Origin of the sequence: Sphingobium sp. YBL2 (genome assembly GCF_000943805.1) — a bacterium.
Classification (GTDB): domain Bacteria; phylum Pseudomonadota; class Alphaproteobacteria; order Sphingomonadales; family Sphingomonadaceae; genus Sphingobium; species Sphingobium fuliginis.
In genome coordinates, this window is record NZ_CP010954.1 from 2,582,062 (window position 1) to 2,596,510 (window position 14,449).

Consider the following 14,449-nt stretch of genomic DNA (forward strand, 5'->3'; position numbering starts at 1 on the left):
GGCGCGTGCCGCAGCAGGACGATCCGCCCGGCCCGCTGGTGCCGTTGGCCGCTGGCGCGAGTTCGCGCGTCTGCCGCGTGGGCGAGGGGCGCGTGGCCAAGATATTCCACGCCGCCGTGTCGGAGGAGATGATCGCCCGCGAGGTTGATGCGGCGACGCTGGCGGCGGAGGCGGGCCTGCCGGTCGCCCGGCCCCTGCGACGGCTGGACATGGCGGAGGGGCGGGCGATCCTCTATCCCGAAGTGACCGGGCCGACGCTGATGCGGCGCATGCGGCTGCGGCCTTTGCAATCGGGATCGTGCCTGCGCGACATGGCGGCGCTGCACCGGCGGATTCACGGGGAGGCGGCGCCGGGCCTGCGCTCCCTGCGGCAGGTGTTGCGCACGGACATCCTTTACGGCCCGGCGGATCGCGGCTTGCAGGAGGGGGCGGTGGCGCTGCTGGACGGACTGCCGGACGGCGACCGGCTGCTGCACGGCGATTTCCACATCGGCAATATTTTGCTGTCGCCTTCGGGCATGGTGGCGATCGACTGGTCGAAGGCGGCGCGTGGCGACTTCGTGCCCGACCTGTTGCGGACGGAGATGCTGCTGCGCTTCGGCGAGGGGCCGCAGGATCGGTTGACCAACATGGCGCGGGACTGGGCGGCGCGCCATTATGTCGCCAGCTACAGGCGGCTCGCCCCGGCGCTGGAGCATGGCGCGGAATGGCGGGCCGTCGTTGCGCTGGCCTGGTTGCGGGCGCGGGCGCCGGTCAGGCAGGCGGCTTTCCTGGCCTATTTGAACCGGGCCCTGGCTAGGGCGGGCCTGCCCCCCTACAGCGCGATGACCTGATCGGCCAGCCGTTCGACCTCCGCCCGGTCGTGGCTGACATAGAGCATCGGCATGGCGAGATCGCGCTTCATCCGTTCTATCACGGTCAGGATTTCCTCGCGCCGGGCGGGGTCGAGCGAGGACAGCGGCTCGTCCAGCAGCAGGAATCGGGGGCCGGACAGCAGCGCCCGTCCGATCGCGACGCGCTGCGCTTCGCCGCCGGACAGGGTGGCGGGCCAGCGGTCGAGCAGATGGCCGATGCCCAGAAAGTCCATGACCGCGTCGAACGGCAGCGGCGCGTCGCCATGGCGGCCGTAGAGCAGATTGGCGCGCACGCGCATCTGCGGGAACAGCCGCCCGTCCTGGAAGACATAGCCGGCGCGCCGCCGGGCGGCGGGAATGTCGATGCCCGCGCCGCTGTCGAACAGCGTCTCGCCGGCCACGGCGATCCGGCCGCTGTCCGGCGTCAATATGCCGGCGACCATGTTGAGGATGCTGGTCTTGCCCGCGCCGGAGGGGCCGAAAAGGGCGACAAGGCCGGCGCCTGCCTGCGCCCGCAGGTGGATGAGGCGGTCGCCGATGCGATGGTCGACGGCGATGTCAAAGGACATGGTTGGTCCTTCCGCCGCTCGCCCGGCGGGCCAATGCCTCCGATGCGACCAGCGCGGCCAGCGACAGCAGGATCGAGATGATGGCGAGCCGGGTCACCGCCGATTCGGCGCCCGGCATCTGCAGCGCGGAATAGATGGCGATGGGCAGGGTGCGGGTTTCGCCCGGAACGTCGGAAACGAAGGTGATGGTCGCGCCGAACTCCCCGATGGAGCGGGCGAAGCCGAGCACCAGTCCCGCCACTATGCCCGGCAGCGACAGCGGCAGCGAAATGGTGAGGAAGACGCGCCACCGGCCCGCGCCCAGCGTCTGCGCGGCCTGTTCCAGCCGGTGGTCGATGCCCTCGATCGACAGCCGCATCGCGCGCACCATGAGGGGCATCGCCATGATCGCGGAGGCAAGCGCCGCGCCGGTCCAGCGGAACATGAAGCTGACGCCCAGCATCTGTTCGAACAGCCTGCCGAGCGGGCCGTTCGCGCCGAACAGGAGCAGAAGCAGCCATCCGGTGACGACCGGCGGCACCACCAGCGGCAGGTGGATCAGCGCATCCACGAGCAGCTTGCCGGGGAAGCGCGAGCGGGCGAGCAGCCAGGCGAAGGTGAAGGCGACCGGCAGCATCAGCCCGACCGCCACCAGACTGACCCGGAGCGACAGCGCAACGATGCCCCATTCATCGGCAGAGAGGATCATGCCGCCCTCTTTCGGTCAGGATAGGGGAAAACACCAGCCCCCCGTCATGTCCCGCTCATCGGCATTGCATCGGTCGAGGCCAGGGGGCAAAGCCGGACAGCCCTTCAAACTGGAGCATGTGCATGAAAGACCTGATTGCCTTCGACCTCGACGGAACGCTGGCGGAGAGCAAGCAGCCGCTGCGCGAGGCGATGGGCGACGCCCTGGCCCGGCTGTTGCAGGTGGCGCATGTCGCGGTGATCTCCGGCGGGGATTGGCCGCAATTCGACAAGCAGGTGGCGAGCCGCCTGCCGGAACGCGCCGACCGCTCGCGCCTGTGGCTGATGCCGACGACGGGGACCAAGCTCTACACCCATCGCGACGGGCAGTGGACGCCGGTCTATGCCGAACTGTTCGAGGAGGCGCAGAAGCAGGCGATCCTGGCGGCGTTCGACGCCTCGCTGGAGGCGACGGGCTTCGTGCCGGAAGAGGTGTGGGGCGAGCGGATCGAGGATCGGGGCAGCCAGATCACCTTTTCCGCGCTGGGCCAGCAGGCGCCGATCCATGCCAAGGATGGGTGGGACCCCGACTTCGCCAAGCGCAAGGTGATCCAGGCGGACCTGCGCCAGCGCCTGCCGGGGCTGTCGATCAACATGGGCGGGGCGACCTCCATCGACATCACGCGGGAGGGGGTGGACAAGGCCTATGGCCTGAAGAAGCTGCGCGACGCGAGCGGGATCGCGCTGGAGGCGATGATGTTCATCGGCGATGCGATCTTCCCCGGCGGCAACGACTATCCGGCCAAGCAACTGGGGCTGGACACGGTGCGGGTGCGCGATCCGCAGGAGACGCTGGCGGTGATCGACGCGATCGTGGCCTGTCAGAGGTGACTTTCCCCTTCCTGCGGGAGGGGAGGAACAGGGTCACGGGCGGCTGAAGCCGTAGCGGGCGAGGATGTTCTGGCCGGCCCGCGACAGCAGGAAACGACGAAAGCCTTCCGCGTCCGGGTTCCGGCTCGCGCGCAGGCGGGCGAGGGGATAGCGGATCGGCGCATGGCTTCCCGCCGGGAAGGCGCCGACCACCAGGACAGCCTTCGATGCGCGGGCGTCGGTCGCATAGACGATGCCCAGCCGCGCCTCGCCCCGTTCCACCAGGGTCAGGGCGGATCGCACATTGTCGCCCAGCGCCAGCCGGTTGGCGACGCCGGGCCAGACGCCCAGCGCGCCCAGCGCCGCCTTGCCATATTTGCCCGCGGGCACGCTGTCCGGATTGGCCATGGCCAGCCGGGAGTCGCCCAGCGCCCTAGCGATCGGCATGCCGCGTGCGATGCGGAGCTTCAGCGGGGCGCGCGCCGGGGCGATCAGCACCAGCCGGTTGCCCGCCATGTCGGCCCTGCTGCCGCGCTGCACGAAGCCCGCCCTTTCGACATCGTCCATCCAGTCTTCGTCGGCCGACACGAACAGGTCGGCCGGGGCGCCGCCCCTGATCTGCCGGGCGAGGGCGGAGGAGGCGGCGAAGGACAAGACCGGCCGAGCATGGCGCTGCGCCGCCCAGGCATCGGCGGCGGCGCCCATCGCCTCCTGCATGCTGGCGGCGGCGAGCACCAGCGGGCCGCGCTGCTGCGCCATGGCCGGAACCGGCACCATATGGAGGAACAGGGCGATGGACGCGAGCGCGCGGAGAATCGGTTTCGGCATGACCCTTGTCCTGCCAGTTGCGCACCCTTTTGTCTTCGTCCTGCATCGGTTAAGCGGGAGCGTATGACCATGTTTCCGACCCCGCCGGTCCCGGCCTGATCGCACCGTGGCGGTCGTTCGTTCGCTTTGCGGTCAATGCGGCGTGGGATGCGGCATCCGCGCCGTCACCGGCGAGGGGCGCGAGGCGTCGATCGAGGGCGATCCCGTGCATCCTGCCAATGGCGGCCTGCTCTGCACCCGCAGCGAAGCGCTGAAGGACATGTTCGCGCTGGAGGGGCGGCTGTTGCGGCCGGTGGTGGATGGCCGCGCCGTCGGCTGGGACCGCGCCATCGACCAGGCCGCGCGCCGCCTGTCCGCCGTCATCGACCGTCATGGTCCGGGCAGCGTGGCGATGCATGTGCCGGGTGGCCTGCTGACCGAAGACTATTATGTCGCCAACAAGCTGATGAAGGGGTTCATCGGCTCCGCGCATGTCGAGGCGCCCTGCAGCGAGGCGGGCGGCATGGCGGCGGCGCAGCGCGCGGCCTTTGGCGAGGATGTGATGCCCGCCGCCTATGAGGATCTGGCGCAGGCGGACATGCTGCTGCTGGTGGGCATGCCGACGGCCCGCCGCCATCCGGTGCTGCACGAGAGGATGGCCGAGGCGCGGGCGGAGCAGGGCGCGCGCCTGATCCTGATCGCGCATGCGGGCGACGGGCCGGAGGTCGAGGCGGATGAGCGCCTGACCGTCGCGCCGGGCAGCGAGGCGGCGCTGTTGAGCGGGCTGCTGCTGCATTGCCATGACAATGGCTTGCTGGACCGGGAATTTCTGGAACGGAGGCTGTCGGTGCCGGCCGGTTTCTGGGCGGGATTGAGCCGGGGTCATGACCTTTGGTCGGTGGCGCGCGCCTGCGGCCTGGCGCCGGGCGAGGTGCGTGCCTTCTACGAGCAGGTCGCGGCGGCGCCCCGGCTGGTGACGCTGTTCAGCCCGCATGGGCAGGGCGAGGAAGCGCATCGCCTGTCGGCCGCCATCCTCAATTTCCATCTGGCGACCGGACGCATCGGCAAGGCGGGCGCCGCGCCCTTCGCCGTCACGGACGCCGCCAACGGCATGGGCGTGCGGGAAGTCGGCTGCCGGGCCGGGGAACTGGCCGCGCACCGGGATTTTTCGGAGGATGCCCTGGCGCAGGTCGGCCGTTTCTGGGGCGCGACGAGGCTGGCTGACCGGCCGGGGCTGGCCGGCGAGGCGCTGGCCCGGGCGATAGAGGCGGGGCGCATCAAGGCGCTGCTGATGCCCGGCGGCCTGCCTACGGCATCCCATCCGATCCGCAGCTTGCTGGAGCAGGTGCCGCTGGTCCTGTTGATGACGCCGTGGAGCGAGCCGGAAATGGACGCGCTGCGCATGGTCGCCTTGCCGTCCCCGCTATGGATCGAGAAGGATGGGACGCTGACCGGCGCCGACCGGCTGATCAGCCGCCAGCGCTGGTTGTTCCCGCTGCCCGGAGAGACCAAGCCCGACTGGTGGATACTCACCCGGATCGCGCAGGCCATGGGTTGGCGCGACGCCTTCCATTATGAGCGCCCCGCGGAAATCTATCGCGAGCATGTGCGGCTGACCGCCTATCGCAACGAGGGCAGGCGGTTGCTCAATCTCAAGCGGCATGCGCCGATCTCCAACCCGGCTTATGATGAGCTGACGCCGTGGCGCTGGGGGGAGGTGCCGTTCGACGAGGGGCTTTTCCCGACGGCGGATGGCAAGGCGCGGTTGATCGCCTTTTGGGATCAGGCCGCCTTTCGGGCCCGCTGACCGGCAAGGTGGCGAACTTCGGATTCCGGATGTGGGTGCGTCCGGAGCGGCAGGATTTGGCCAGTTCGAGCCGTCCCGACCAATCGATCCGGCGATCCCGGGATCTGTCCCAGGCCTTTTGTTTTACTGCTTGTTTTACTGCGTTTTCCGGGTCGGTGGATGATTCCATCTGCCTGGGAAGCGCTTTAGGCCGGCTGAGCTGCGATGGCGCGGAGATGCTCCAGCAGCGCGTCGCCATTGGCGGCCCAGGTGAAGCGTAGCGCCGCTTCGCGGACGGCTTCCCGTTCGGGCGGGTTCACCAATATATCGCTGATGGCGGCGGCCAGCGCTTCGGGTTCGCGGGCGACGATCCGGCCCGCCTCCGGCCGGTCGAGCAGTTCGCGTGCTCCCCCGACATCACTGATCACGACCGGCGTGCCGCAGGCCAGCGCCTCCACCCAGGCATTGGCCAGACCCTCGGACGAGGAGGGGAGCGCCATGACGTCGGCGGCGGCATAGATGCGCGGCAGGCGATCGTGCGGCACCGAGCCCAGGAAGCCGATGCGCCGGTCGACGCCCAGTTCCTCGGCCTGTTTTTCCAGGGCGCGGCGATATTGCCCCTGTCCGGCGAACAGCAGCGTGACGCCGGGCAGTTGCGGCAGCGCCTGGACCAGCAGTTCCTGCCCCTTGCGCGGGATGAGCGCGCCGACGCACAGCACCACCGGGCCTTCGAAACCCAGGCTTTCCTTCGCGGCGGCGCGGTCGCTTATTTCGAAACGGTCGAGGTCGACGCCGGTATAATGGACGCGGATCTTGTCCCCGTCGATGCCCATGCGCGCCATCGACCGGCGCATCGCGTCCGACACGGCAAGCAGGCCGGCGGCATCGTCGGCGGCGCGCTTCACCATCTTCCGCGTGCCCTTGCGCGTGCCCCAATAATGGATGTCGGCGCCGCGCGCCTTCACCGAATAGGGAATGCCGAGCGCGCGGGAAAGGCGCTGCGCCACCGGGCCGTCGGGGAAGAAGAAGCTGGCGTCGATGACGTCGAAAGGCTGCTGCGCATGGAGGCGCCTGACCAGCGGCAGGATGGCGCGGGTCATGCTGTGGACGTTGAAGCGGCCGCCGAATTTGGGAATGATGGGGAAGACCGGGCGGTGGACGGTCAGGTCCTTCCACCGTTCCTTGGCGGGCAGGGCGCGCAGGGCGGCGTAGCGCCCGGCGCTGGACAGCGGCCAGGGCGGAATGCCGAGCGGCGCGACCACCGTGACCCTGACGCCGTCCCGGCTGGCCAGCTCGCGCGCCTGCCGTTCCACGAAGACGCCGAAATTGGGGCGGCTCATGTCCGGGAACAGGGTCGAGAGCATCAGGACGTTCAGCGTCATCGCATCCAACTATCTCTTGTTCCCGCATTGCCCCGGGCGTCCGGCGATGCCGTCCGACGGGACAATGCTGGGGCGGGTCTCTTTCCGGCAGACATGGTCAGGACAGGGTTAAGGATGAAAGCGCCTTTGTCTACAGTCGTCTGACCAGTTGGACCGCCACGGCGCCCCAGGGTGGGTCACTTATCACCTGCTGGCGCGTGCCGCTGCCCAGGGGAAGGATGTGCAGCCGGTCGTCCTCGCGCCCGATCAGCCGCCCGAACAGGAAGCGCCCGGCGTGGCGCGGCAAGAGCAGGTCGCGGTTGAGCACGCTGGAAAACTCCTCCGGCATGATGCGGCGGCACCATATCTCGTCACCGCTGCGGTAATCGCCGATGCTGCCCGATACCTGCACCCCCACCATCGCGTCCGCGGGGGCCGGCGGGGCGAGCGAGAGCGGGCGGGTGGGCGCGCGGGCGCCCTCCGGCCCCAGCAGGGCGGCCACGGGCACGACATTCTGGCCCGGCAGCGCGACCAGTTCGGAAGAGGCGACGCCCAATGCCTTTGCGATGCGGTTCAGCCAGTTGACCGATACGGTTCGGGTGCCCGTTTCCAGGCGGCCGATCGTCTGGGCCGTGGTGGGCGGGACGCATAAGGCGCCGACCTGTTCCAATGTGAGCCCCTTGGCCTTGCGTACCTCCCGGATGCGGGTGATCATATCTTGTCCTGTTTCACCTATTTGGTTTTAACGCTTTCCTACAAACAGGCCGGCATGGCAAGTCCCCCTGCATCGGATTGCTGCAAGGAGAAGCGCCATGGCCACGCAATATGTCGAACAGATCATAGAGGACCCCTTCGGCCGGGCGCAGAAGGTCGCGGTCAACCTGCACGAATCGCCCCTCGCCTGGCTGCATGCGCGGGGGCATTTGAGCGAGCGGCATTATCTTGCCGGCGACAGGCTGCGCGCCGATTGGGAGAAGGCGGGTCTGGGCCCGCGGATCACGATGCGCTGGGATGCGGCGCCGGGGCGGCAGCGGGCTGGCGGCGCGGCGGGAGCGGAGCCGGGCCTGGCGCAACTGTCCGCGCGGGAGCGGTTCGACGGCGCGATCCGCGCCGCAGGGCCGGGCTTGGCCGATGTGCTGTGGCGGGTGGCCTGCGCGGGCGAGGGGTTGAGCGCGGCGGAAAAGGCGCTGGGCTGGCCGACCCGGGCGGGCAAGCTGGTGCTGACGCTGGCGCTGGACCGCGTCGCCGCCTGGTATCGGGTGGGGGAGGCGGGGTGACGGCCGGGACCGCCGCGCGCTTTCCCGCCGCCGGCCCGATCCTCTCTTCGATCCCGGCCATTCACAACCAATTCAAGCAGCCGGCGTTATGCATGGCATGGATGCAGGATGAAGGAGAAAGGCAATGGCCTGGACCGGACGGAGGTTCCTCGCGGCGATCGGCCTTGCCGGTGCGCTGGCCCTGGGCGGCTGTGCTTATGACGATGGCTATTATGGCGGCGTGAGCGTGGGCAGCGGCTATTATGGCGGCGGCTATTATGATGACTATTGGGGTCCGGGCTATTATCGCCCGGGCTATTATGGGGGCTGGTATGACGGCTATTACTATCCGGGCAGCGGCTATTATGTGTACAACCGCAGCGGCCATCGCCAGCGTTGGAACGACGGCCAGCGCCGCTATTGGGAAGGACGCCGGGAGGCCCGCCGCGATGACGGCCGGCGCGGCAACTGGAACAATGGCGCACCGCGTCAGGGCTGGCGGGAGCGTTCCGGCGGCGATGGCAATCGGTGGAATGGAAATGGGCGGTGGAATGGAAATTGGCGGAACGCCCGACAGGGCAATCCCGCTGCGGGCGCGCAGGCGCCCGGGCCAGGAAGGGGACAAGGGGATATGACGACGCCACGGACCGAACGCAATTGGGGGACGCCGCGCACGCGGTCCGACGGCGGCGCGCGTTCCGGTGGCGGCGGCCGCTCCGGCCGTGAGGGCTGGCGGGGTCGGCGCGACTGATGCGGCCTGGGTCCGGCGCGGTTATCGCCCTGCTCCTGCTCGCGGCCTGCGATGGCCGGGAGGAGAGCGCGATCGACAATCTGGCCAATGGCGCCAATGCGGCGCAGGTCGAAAATAATGTCCGGGCGGAGGCGCAGGCGGTTCTGGAGCCGCTGAATCCTCCCGCGCCGGGCATGCCCGGCGGCCTGCCGGTCGACCCGCGGCCGGTGGTGGAGGAAGACTCCATCGATCCCAAGGGTGCGCAGGGCGCCGCCCAGGTGGTGCAGGGCTATTACGGCCTGCTGGAGGAAAAGCGCTATAATGACGCGCAGGACCTGTGGAACGACAACAGCGCCATGGGGGCGGCAGACGATGCGCGCTTCGCCGCCCGTTTTCGCGGGTTCAGCGAAATCCATGCCCAGGTGGGCGCGCCCGGCGCGATCGAGGGGGCGGCGGGATCGCTGTTCGTGACGGTGCCGGTGCAGGTCTATGGCCGTCTGGCCGCGAACGGCAAGCCCTGGTATCGGCTGCGGCAGGTGACGCTGCGGCGGGCCAATGACGTGCCCGGCTCCAGCGAGGCGGACCGCCGCTGGCATATAGAGAGCATCGGCCCCTATGAACCGCCTGCCGGCGAAGCGACGGAGACGGCGGGCAACGCCATCTCCGCCACGGACAATCCGATCAGGAAATAGTCGCCTTCAGGATCTTGCCGGGGGTCTTGGGCGGCTCGCCCTTGGGCAGGGCGTCGACATGCTCCATGCCGGAAGTGACTTCGCCCCAGACGGTGTACTGGCCGTCGAGGAAGGTGGCGTCGTCGAAGCAGATGAAGAACTGGCTGTTGGCGCTGTTCGGGTTCATCGCGCGGGCCATGGAGCAGACGCCCCGGACATGCGGTTCGCGGCTGAATTCGGCCTTGAGGTCGGGCAGCTTCGACCCGCCCATGCCGGTGCCGGTCGGATCGCCGCCCTGCGCCATGAAGCCGGGGATGACGCGGTGGAAGACCACGCCGTCGTAGAAGCCGTCCTGGGCGAGCTGCGTGATGCGCTCCACATGGCCGGGGGCGAGGTCAGGACGCAGCTTGATGACGACGTCGCCGCCGCTGTCGAGGGTGAGGGTCAGGGTGTCGTCGGCCATGAAAAATCCTCTCTTCGGGGAAAATTGGGGAGATGGACCATATAGAGCGTTAAGACGGGGATGGAAGCCATTGCAATTGTGACGGGCATGGGCAAAAGCAGCGAAATGTTACAGGAACCGGACAGTAGGGGACGCGATGAGCGAGCGAGCCGATACGGCCGAACCCCGGCCGGACGAATTTGAGGATGTTGCCGCCGAGCAGGTCGAATCCCGCCATGATGAGGATGACCGGCTGAAGGGCGAATTCGTCGACGCCGTTCTGGATGCGGTGGAGGCGGATGACAGGGAACGGGCGCGCGAACTGGTGTCGCCGCTGCACCCGGCCGACATTGCCGACCTTCTGGAACTCACCCCGTCCGAACGGCGCGGGGAGGTGGCGGCCGCGCTGGGCGACCTGGTCGGCGCGGAGGTTCTGTCCGAACTCAACGACTATGTGCGCGACGACCTGCTGGACGCGCTGCTGCCCGAACAGGTGGCGGAGTTCGCCGCCGAACTCGACACCGACGACGCCGTCGCCATCATCGAGGATATGGAGGAGGCCGACCAGCAGGCCGTCCTCGACGCGATGGAGCCGGAGGACCGCGCCGCCATCGAAAGCGCGCTTTCCTATCCCGAGGAGTCCGCCGGCCGCCTGATGCAGCGCGACCTGGTCGCGGTGCCGGAGCATATGACGGTCGGGCAGGTGATCGACTATCTGCGCGACAATCGCGACCTGACGACCGATTTCTGGGAAATCTTCGTCGTGGACGAAGCGCACAAGCCGATCGGCACCTGCCAATTGAGCTGGGTGCTGACCTGCCCGCGCAGCGTCGCCATGGCGGACCTGATGAAGCGCGAACAGACCCTGATCCCGGTCGACATGGACCAGGAGGAGGTCGCGCTGCGCTTCCAGAAATATGCGCTGATCTCCGCCGCGGTGGTGGACGGCAGCGGCCGGCTGGTCGGCATGATCACGGTCGACGACATCGTCCACATCATCTCCGAGGAGGCGGGCGAGGACATACTCCGCCTGTCGGGCGCGGGCGAGGGCGACATCAACCAGCCGATCCTGGAAACCGTGCGCACGCGCCTGCAATGGCTGGTGGTCAATCTGGGCACGGCGATCCTGGCGGCGTCGGTGGTCGGGCTGTTCCAGTCGACCATCTCCAAATATGTGGTGCTCGCCGTGCTGATGCCGATCGTGTCGGGCATGGGCGGCAATGCGGGGACGCAGACCATGGCGGTCGCCGTGCGCGCGCTCGCCACCAACCAGCTCACCAGTTCCAACACCATCCGGCAGATCGTGCGCGAATTCCGCATCGCCAGCGCCAATGGCACCGCGCTCGGCATATTGATCGGCGTCGCGGTGGGCTTCATCTACGGCAATCACGATCTGGGGATCGTCATCGCGCTCGCCATGCTGATCAACAATCTGGTCGCCGGGCTGGCCGGCATATTGGTGCCGGTGACGCTCGACCGGATGAATATCGACCCGGCCGTTTCATCGGCGGTGTTCGTGACGACGATGACCGATGTGATGGGTTTCTTCTCCTTCCTTGGCCTTGCCACGGTCTGGGGTTTGTAATCGGCCAGCCAGCGCCCATCTTCGTGCCATGCCGCTTCACCTGACCAAGATCGCCTTTCGGAGCGAAAGTCCCGCGACGCTTCGCGCCTGGCTGGAAAGCCATGCGGAGGAGGCGCGGCTGACGACGCGCTATCTGCCCAAGCGGGTCGATGAACTGACGGGCGGTTCGCTCTTCTGGATTCATGGGCATCAGCTTGTCGGGCGCAGTCCTCTGCTGGGCTTTCAGGAGACCGGGCAGGGCCGTTACTGGATCAGGCTGGAGCCCCGGCTGATCCCGGTGCGCGCATTGCCCAAGCGGGCGCATCAGGGCTGGCGCTATCTGGAAGGCAAGGACGCGCCGCCCGATCTGGGCGAGGGCGAGGCGAACGATCTGGACGCCATGCCGACGCGGTTGCTGGGGGAGTTGTCGAAACTGGGCTTGCTCTAACGTCTTGCATCATCCTGCTCCTGTCTTCGCAGGAACAGGATGGGTCCGCGCAAGACCGGTTCCCACTTTTGCGCACGATGCTCTAGACCAGCGCCTTCACCCGTTCTCCAATCTCCCGCAACTCCTCTACGAAGCGCTTTCTCTCTTCGGCCTTGCGCGTCTCTTCGGGCACCCGCAGCAAATAGCTGGGATGTACCGTGATCCAGCCCTGCGCGCCGCCCTCCAGCGCCAGTGGCGCGCCACGGACCCGGCTGATCGTCACCGCCTTCCCCAGCAGCGCGCGCCCCGCCGTGGCGCCCAGCGCGACGATGATCCGGGGGCGGACCAGCTCCAGCTCCTGCGTCAGCCACCAGCGGCAGGCCTGGATTTCCGGCGTTTCGGGCGTCTGGTGTATGCGCCGCTTGCCCCGGCGCTCATGCTTGAAATGCTTGACGGCGTTGGTGATGTAGGCGCGCCGGCGGTCGATCCCGGCCTCTTCCAGCGCGCGGTCGAACAATTGCCCGGCCGGCCCGACGAAGGGGCGCCCGGCCAGATCCTCCTGATCGCCCGGCTGTTCCCCGATGAACATCAGCGGCGCATCGGCCGGCCCCTCCCCGAACACCGTCTGCGTCGTGTCGCGGTAGAGCGGGCAGCGGGTGCAGCCCATCGCCTCCTCGCGCAGCGCGCTCCAGGCCGTGGCCGCGTTCCCCCGGCGGGCGGCGGGTTTGGGTGGGGTCGCGATCATGGCCGCCTCCCTTGTCTGGGCGCCCGCCACCAGTTCGGGAATGAGCGCGGCCTCTGGCAGGTTGCGCCAATATTTCCGGGGCATTTCGGACAGCATCGCGCCGACCTTGAGCCGTGCCGGATTGAAGATCGCCGCATAATAGCCCTTCCAGATGTCCTCGACGGGATCGTCGCCCGGCGCATCCCTGCGCGTGGCGCCCGGTCCCTCGGTCAACGCCTCGCCGTCCCAATGGATGCTGAGTTCGGGCGTCAGGATCGACCAGCGCATCGAGGCGAAGCGCCGCACGAAGAATCCGGCATTGGCGCGGACGATATGATGGTCCGGTTCGAACCAGGCGACGAAGCGCGGCCCCTGCGCATCGGCCAGTTCGCGGAAGCGGACGAAGGCGCGCATCTTGTGCATGTCGCGCCGCACGGCCTTGGCCAGCGATTCCACGCGCCGGACCAGTGGATCGGCGCGATCTTCCAGGCTGGCGGGGCGGTCGCGCAACCGGGCGAGCAAGGCGTAGAGCAGGGCGAAACGTTCCGGGTCGCGGTGCAGGATCGCCGTTTCCGCCAGCTCGACAAAGGCGCGCGGGACGGAGAAGGCGGCTCCGCTTGCGACCGGAAGCGGTTCGTCGGCGGCGAAGAGGTCGCCAGCGCCCTCGCCGTCCTGCCAGACGATGTCGGCGGGCGCGATGCCCGCCAGCGTCAAGGCGCGGGCCGCGTCGCGCCAGCCGTCGAAATCATCCGGGCCGTTCAGCCTTGCGCGATACATGGTTCGGCATGGCTGCCCTGGGCGTGGAGCGCCGGGCCGGTGTCTGGGCCGGTATCTGGGCCGGGTTCCCGGCTTCGCGGGAACATGGAAGGAGCGCCTTCAGTCATTCGTCTCCGCTTCGGCGCGTTGCAGTTCGGCTGGCTTGCGCCGGGCGAACAGCGCCGCCAGCTTCTGCTCCTCCTCCGCGGTCAGTTCCTTCGCCGCGTCGGGGAACATCTCCTCCTCTTCCTCGTCGATATGGTGGAGGTAGCGCTTCTTGAGCTGGGCGAAGACGCGGTTCCATTCATCGCCGTTGAAGGGGAGGTCTTCCAGTTCCTCCAGATAATCGTCGATCTCCTTATGCTCCGACACGCTGTGCTGGGCATCTTCGCGCAGGTCGGGCCGCGCCAGCATGGTGGCGTAGAGCGTTTCCTCCTCCGCCGCGGCATGGGCGGTCACCTCCACCCGGAACTGTTCGAACAGCTTTTCCAGCCGATCCGGCTCGTCCTTCGCATCGGCCATCTTGTCGAACAGCTGCCGATGGGCGTCATGGTCCTGCTTCAACCGGTCGAAAATGCTGCTGTCGGCCATGGGGCATGCTCCTTCTCTTGCAGAAGGAACAACGATGGACCGCGGCTTTGGGTTCAGCCGAACAGTGCGCGAAAGATGATCGCGACGGGAATCCAGAGCAGTCCGCCGACGATGCTGGCGGACCAGAGCTGCACCAGATCGCGGCGGAAGCGAAGATCGAGGCTGTGCGCGGGCAGGCCGCTGCGGTCGAGCAACTCCCAGCGGCGTTCCAGTCCCCGCGCCGCGACGGCAAAGCCGCCGATCGCCACGATGATGCCGAGATGCAGCAGCAGCGATCCGCCCATCCTGGCGACGATGAAGATCTGAAGCAGGCAGAAGATGACGAGAGCGGCGGCCAGATGGGTGCTCATCCGCTGGGCATGGCCCGTGCGGCGG

17 protein-coding genes are annotated in these 14,449 nt (G+C 68.3%); 8 read left to right on the top strand and 9 right to left on the bottom strand.

Annotated elements, in window-relative coordinates; translation table 11 throughout:
* Positions 1–5 precede the first annotated feature (5 nt).
* Positions 6–833: a phosphotransferase gene (locus TZ53_RS11845; protein WP_044661391.1), complete on the top strand. Its 828-nt coding sequence runs from the start codon at positions 6–8 to the stop codon at positions 831–833.
* On the opposite strand, the gene TZ53_RS11850 is transcribed toward TZ53_RS11845, so the two are convergent.
* Together TZ53_RS11850 and modB are read right to left on the bottom strand one after the other, a co-directional pair.
* Positions 815–1,423: an ATP-binding cassette domain-containing protein gene (locus TZ53_RS11850; RefSeq protein WP_025549854.1), complete on the bottom strand. Its 609-nt coding sequence runs from the start codon at positions 1,421–1,423 to the stop codon at positions 815–817. The two genes, TZ53_RS11845 and TZ53_RS11850, sit on opposite strands and share 19 nt — an antisense overlap.
* On the bottom strand, positions 1,413–2,111 hold the full coding sequence (gene modB / locus TZ53_RS11855; RefSeq protein ID WP_044661392.1) for a molybdate ABC transporter permease subunit: 699 nt from the start codon (positions 2,109–2,111) through the stop codon (positions 1,413–1,415). Before modB ends, TZ53_RS11850 begins: the two co-directional genes overlap by 11 nt.
* 122 nt (positions 2,112–2,233) lie before the next feature.
* On the opposite strand from modB, the gene TZ53_RS11860 reads away from it, so the two are divergent.
* Positions 2,234–2,980: an HAD-IIB family hydrolase gene (locus tag TZ53_RS11860; protein ID WP_044661393.1), complete on the top strand. Its 747-nt coding sequence runs from the start codon at positions 2,234–2,236 to the stop codon at positions 2,978–2,980.
* 33 nt (positions 2,981–3,013) lie between these two features.
* On the opposite strand, the gene modA is transcribed toward TZ53_RS11860, so the two are convergent.
* Entirely contained in the window at positions 3,014–3,787 is a 774-nt protein-coding gene (modA, locus tag TZ53_RS11865) for a molybdate ABC transporter substrate-binding protein (RefSeq protein WP_044661394.1), read from the bottom strand.
* A 106-nt stretch (positions 3,788–3,893) separates the two neighbouring features.
* Here modA and TZ53_RS11870 point away from each other — a divergent pair, with 106 nt between their 5' ends.
* Positions 3,894–5,573, top strand: a complete 1,680-nt coding sequence (locus TZ53_RS11870; protein ID WP_044661395.1) for a molybdopterin oxidoreductase family protein — start codon at positions 3,894–3,896, stop codon at positions 5,571–5,573.
* Between the two features lie 185 nt (positions 5,574–5,758).
* Here TZ53_RS11870 and TZ53_RS11875 read toward each other — a convergent pair whose 3' ends face one another.
* Both TZ53_RS11875 and TZ53_RS11880 read right to left on the bottom strand, forming a co-directional pair.
* Complete coding sequence (locus tag TZ53_RS11875) at positions 5,759–6,934, bottom strand: glycosyltransferase (protein WP_044663001.1); 1,176 nt, start codon at positions 6,932–6,934, stop codon at positions 5,759–5,761.
* A gap of 130 nt (positions 6,935–7,064) precedes the next feature.
* Positions 7,065–7,628, bottom strand: a complete 564-nt coding sequence (locus TZ53_RS11880) for a helix-turn-helix domain-containing protein (protein WP_044661396.1) — start codon at positions 7,626–7,628, stop codon at positions 7,065–7,067.
* A gap of 97 nt (positions 7,629–7,725) precedes the next feature.
* Between TZ53_RS11880 and TZ53_RS11885 the strand changes: the two genes are divergently transcribed.
* From TZ53_RS11885 to TZ53_RS11895, 3 genes are all read left to right on the top strand, one after another.
* Complete coding sequence (locus tag TZ53_RS11885; RefSeq protein ID WP_025549859.1) at positions 7,726–8,190, top strand: DUF6456 domain-containing protein; 465 nt, start codon at positions 7,726–7,728, stop codon at positions 8,188–8,190.
* A 124-nt stretch (positions 8,191–8,314) separates the two neighbouring features.
* Positions 8,315–8,920 (top strand): hypothetical protein, encoded by a 606-nt coding sequence (locus TZ53_RS11890; RefSeq protein WP_044661397.1) that lies wholly within the window; start codon positions 8,315–8,317, stop codon positions 8,918–8,920.
* A complete protein-coding gene (locus tag TZ53_RS11895) occupies positions 8,920–9,591 on the top strand; it encodes a hypothetical protein (protein ID WP_044661398.1) in 672 nt (223 codons plus the stop codon). The genes TZ53_RS11890 and TZ53_RS11895 overlap by 1 nt, the downstream gene beginning before the upstream one ends.
* Here TZ53_RS11895 and TZ53_RS11900 read toward each other — a convergent pair.
* Complete coding sequence (locus tag TZ53_RS11900) at positions 9,581–10,033, bottom strand: peptidylprolyl isomerase (protein WP_044661399.1); 453 nt, start codon at positions 10,031–10,033, stop codon at positions 9,581–9,583. The two genes, TZ53_RS11895 and TZ53_RS11900, sit on opposite strands and share 11 nt — an antisense overlap.
* Before the next feature lie 136 nt (positions 10,034–10,169).
* On the opposite strand from TZ53_RS11900, the gene mgtE reads away from it, so the two are divergent.
* Both mgtE and TZ53_RS11910 read left to right on the top strand, forming a co-directional pair.
* Positions 10,170–11,597: a magnesium transporter gene (gene mgtE, locus TZ53_RS11905; RefSeq protein WP_025549863.1), complete on the top strand. Its 1,428-nt coding sequence runs from the start codon at positions 10,170–10,172 to the stop codon at positions 11,595–11,597.
* 28 nt (positions 11,598–11,625) lie between these two features.
* On the top strand, positions 11,626–12,024 hold the full coding sequence (locus tag TZ53_RS11910) for a DUF1489 family protein (protein ID WP_025549864.1): 399 nt from the start codon (positions 11,626–11,628) through the stop codon (positions 12,022–12,024).
* 82 nt (positions 12,025–12,106) lie between these two features.
* On the opposite strand, the gene TZ53_RS11915 is transcribed toward TZ53_RS11910, so the two are convergent.
* From TZ53_RS11915 to TZ53_RS11925, 3 genes are all read right to left on the bottom strand, one after another.
* On the bottom strand, positions 12,107–13,504 hold the full coding sequence (locus tag TZ53_RS11915; RefSeq protein WP_044661400.1) for a UdgX family uracil-DNA binding protein: 1,398 nt from the start codon (positions 13,502–13,504) through the stop codon (positions 12,107–12,109).
* Between the two features lie 99 nt (positions 13,505–13,603).
* Positions 13,604–14,074, bottom strand: a complete 471-nt coding sequence (locus tag TZ53_RS11920; protein WP_025549866.1) for a hemerythrin domain-containing protein — start codon at positions 14,072–14,074, stop codon at positions 13,604–13,606.
* Positions 14,075–14,127: 53 nt separating this feature from the next.
* Positions 14,128–14,424: a hypothetical protein gene (locus TZ53_RS11925; protein WP_439959177.1), complete on the bottom strand. Its 297-nt coding sequence runs from the start codon at positions 14,422–14,424 to the stop codon at positions 14,128–14,130.
* Between the last annotated feature and the right edge of the window lie 25 nt (positions 14,425–14,449).